Annotated in this window: 4 protein-coding genes; 2 read left to right on the top strand and 2 right to left on the bottom strand. The window is 25.0% G+C overall.

Going from position 1 to position 3397, the window contains the following annotated elements; translation table 4 throughout:
- On the bottom strand, positions 1-112 hold a 112-nt coding region (locus tag D9R21_RS08685; protein ID WP_408641300.1), incomplete at its 3' end, for a lipoprotein.
- 78 nt (positions 113-190) lie between these two features.
- Entirely contained in the window at positions 191-1699 is a 1509-nt protein-coding gene (locus D9R21_RS05180; RefSeq protein WP_126821374.1) for a hypothetical protein, read from the bottom strand.
- Positions 1700-1992: 293 nt separating this feature from the next.
- Here D9R21_RS05180 and D9R21_RS05175 point away from each other — a divergent pair, with 293 nt between their 5' ends.
- Positions 1993-2355: a hypothetical protein gene (locus D9R21_RS05175; RefSeq protein ID WP_126821373.1), complete on the top strand. Its 363-nt coding sequence runs from the start codon at positions 1993-1995 to the stop codon at positions 2353-2355.
- Positions 2356-2470: 115 nt separating this feature from the next.
- Positions 2471-3397, top strand: a 927-nt coding sequence (locus D9R21_RS05170; protein ID WP_148108836.1) for a hypothetical protein, incomplete at its 3' end; no start/stop codon positions are given.

Below are 3397 nucleotides of genomic sequence, written 5' to 3'. Positions count from 1 at the left end.
TTTCTTGATCATCATTACTATATTTATTATTAGAGTTATCACAAGCCACTAAACTGGTTGTACTTGTTGCAATTAAAGTGATCGTTCCTAAAATACTTAATATCTTTTTCATTTTATTTGTTTATTAAAAATTTTTTAATTTTGTAAATTTTACTGTAAGACACGGCTTATATAAATTAAAGTGCTAAATTTACAATTTTTTAAACGTTAATTTTCCAAACGCCACTTTTGTTGGTGGACCATCCCAGTGTTTATCATATCCAACCAAAACATAATATTCATTTTTGATATTTGTAGGAATTATATCCATAATAGAATAGTTGTTAATTAAATCAAGGCCTTTTTTATAATTAAAATTTTTATCAACAAAACGACCACCAGCAACATAATCTGATACTATATAATTATCACCATCTAAAACAACAAGCTTTGATAAATTATTTCCAAATGAAGAATTATCTTTTACACGATAATAATAATCTAACTCATTATTAATTAATCAAATTCCATTTAAAGAGGTAAATCCAATATTACCACTAGAGTCTTTAAACAAACTAATAGAATATTTACTTCCCGTATCACCCGATTTAAGTTTAATTTCTTTAGATTTATATATATTTAATTCATTATCTAAAAAATAAATTACTAAATTATTGTTTTCATAAGATACAATTCCTGTTTCCCCATTTATATTTATAATGCCGTTAGTTGCAACATTACTAAATGAGAGTTCATTATATTTTTTTATTTCAATAATTTTTCCTTGTTTTGAAATTTTATAACAATATCCACTTTTATCAAAATAATAGAAAAATCCTTTTTTTTCCATTGAATAACAATATCAAGATGTTATTTTTTTATCATCATCTTGTTTTATTAATTCAAATTGTTCATTTGAGTTTTTTAATGATGATTTATAAATATTTCCCATATAAGTAAACAAAGCATATTCATTATTTACTATTCCAATTATTCCACCAGTGTAATTTCCACTTGTGTTAAATTCTTCATCTTGAAAATATTCCTGCGTAAGGATTCATTCACTAATATCAATTTCAAAATTTATTTTCATAGTTTCATCATGAAAATAAATTTGTGAATTCTCTTTAACATTTAAAATAGCACTATCTTCTGTGATGTTGGTTAAAAATACTTCAGATAAAACTAATTCTTCATTTTTGTCTTTTAATTTATTTAAAATAATTTCTTCATTGTTGACCATAATTTTACCTAAATCAGTGTTTTTTACTACATCTTTAATGCTTACTTGCTGATTGGGATTATCATTTTTTAAAGTTGCTTCAAAATGAAAGGCACCAATAAACTTTTCATTATCTTTTGTTGCTAATAAGATAGCATCTTTATAGGTTTCTGAAAAATCGGGTTTTATTAAATTAATGTTACGAAAATCCCATCAATTAATATTATCATCAAATGAGTAATAAATATCAACAAAGGTTTCCTCATCTGGATTTGCAATCATCATTTCTAAAAGTATTGCACCTGCAATTTCTTTACTATTATTATTTGTGTTCGTTACATTTACCATTAATGGATTTGATTTTAATTTAGTTATATTAATTTTTTCTGTTTCATAATCATTTGGTACAGTTATTACATATGGTTTATTAGCAATTACGGTTGGTATAGCAGTTCCACTAATCGTTAATACACTTAATAAAATAAGTAATTTTTTCATACTTGTTTTTCTCCCTTTTATCTTGAAACTCTTTATCAAGATCTACTGCATTATATATATATAAGTAAAATTAGAACTTATTTTAAAAATTTTATCTTGTTTAATATCTTTTATTGGTCGTTTTAAGGGCCAAATTAGCAATCAAATATATTAAGTTTAGATTTGTGTATAAAAAGTATTGTATTAGTAAAATAATAGTATATAATTAAATTATATGTTAATCTTTTTGTATCAAAAAAGAGTTTATGCTGACTTGTTAATCGAACAAGAATAAAAAAAGAGAGGTTTATAAAATGGCACTTACAAAAGAACAATTAATAGAACAAGGTTTAAGTGAAGAGATTGCAGAAAATATCTTAAATCAGTTTAATAATGAAGCAAAGCAAATTAGAGAAAGTGTGCAAAAACGCGAAGATGTTATATCAAAAGAAGACTTTATTAAATTATCTAATGAATTAGATGAATTAAAAGCATTTAAAGATGTTCCATCTACTAAAATTGAAGATATTAAAACTAATTTAGATAAAGTTAGTGGTAATTCTTTATCTGAAAAAATGCAAACTTTAAAAGAATTAAAACCCGATTTGTTTGTTGAAGCGCAACCATCAGTTTCGCCAACTAATATTATTAAAGATATGATTGAAAAATCGGTTTAAAATAAGAATGAGGAAATTGAAACTATTAAAGAAAAAGGAGCATATACTCCTGATGAAATTAAAAAAATAACTGATTATACACTTAAAAACCTTAGATAAATAAGGAAGTGAAATTATGGCAACAATTAATTTGCCACAAGTACCTTTTACATTAGAAGGTAATACAACAGATCAAAAAGCATATGTTGATATGATTAATGCTATGCTACGCGGGCCATTAATGAATGAATATGCAAGTATTGTGCAATATGCAACTGCAACAGCAGAACAAGTTGCTTGATTACCAAATGCTGGACAAGCACTATATAATTTAACTCATCGTGTAGTATGACAAGATGATTATTCATTACCAAATGGTGGAACAACTCAAACTATGGGATTAACAAGAATTCCAGTTCCAATTGATAAAAGATTTAATTTAAAATTAATGAATGAAGCTTTTGACTTAGCATTAATAGAACAAAATATTAAAAATGGTGTTATTGCTGATGCTATTTCTAGTGTTGTACAAAATAAATTTGTTAATTTAGAATGTGAATTAATTCAGGGGATTTATGATTATTGTTTAGCAGATGGTCAATATGAGATTATTCCATTTCGTAGTTATACAGCAGAAAATGCTAATGATGCAAATAAAGCATTCTTTACATTAAATGAAACATTGATTGAATTAACAAATCAAATTAGTAATTTATATTTTGGCTTACCAACAGATAAAATGTTTATGGTTTTAGGACGAAGAGCCTATTTATGATTAACACCCGCTTATTTAAAAGTAATTGGTTCACAAGCTCAATTAAAAGCAATGGTAAATGGTGAATTATATGAAAATACAGCAATGGGTATTCCAGTATCTAAAAGTTTTCATTTAGAAAAAACATATACAAAAGGACAAGTTAACCGAGATAAAGGTTATAATTTTACTAATGTAAATGGTTTAATTATTAATAAACAAGTATGAGCATATCCAATTAATATGGATACTATTCAACAAGTTTTAGATAATGATACTGCTAACCCTAAATGAATTGGCAAAGTTCAA

It is taken from the genome of Spiroplasma endosymbiont of Megaselia nigra (genome assembly GCF_003987485.1).
GTDB lineage: Bacteria > Bacillota_I > Bacilli_A > Mycoplasmatales > Mycoplasmataceae > Spiroplasma.
This window is presented reverse-complemented; position numbering and strand designations above follow the sequence as displayed.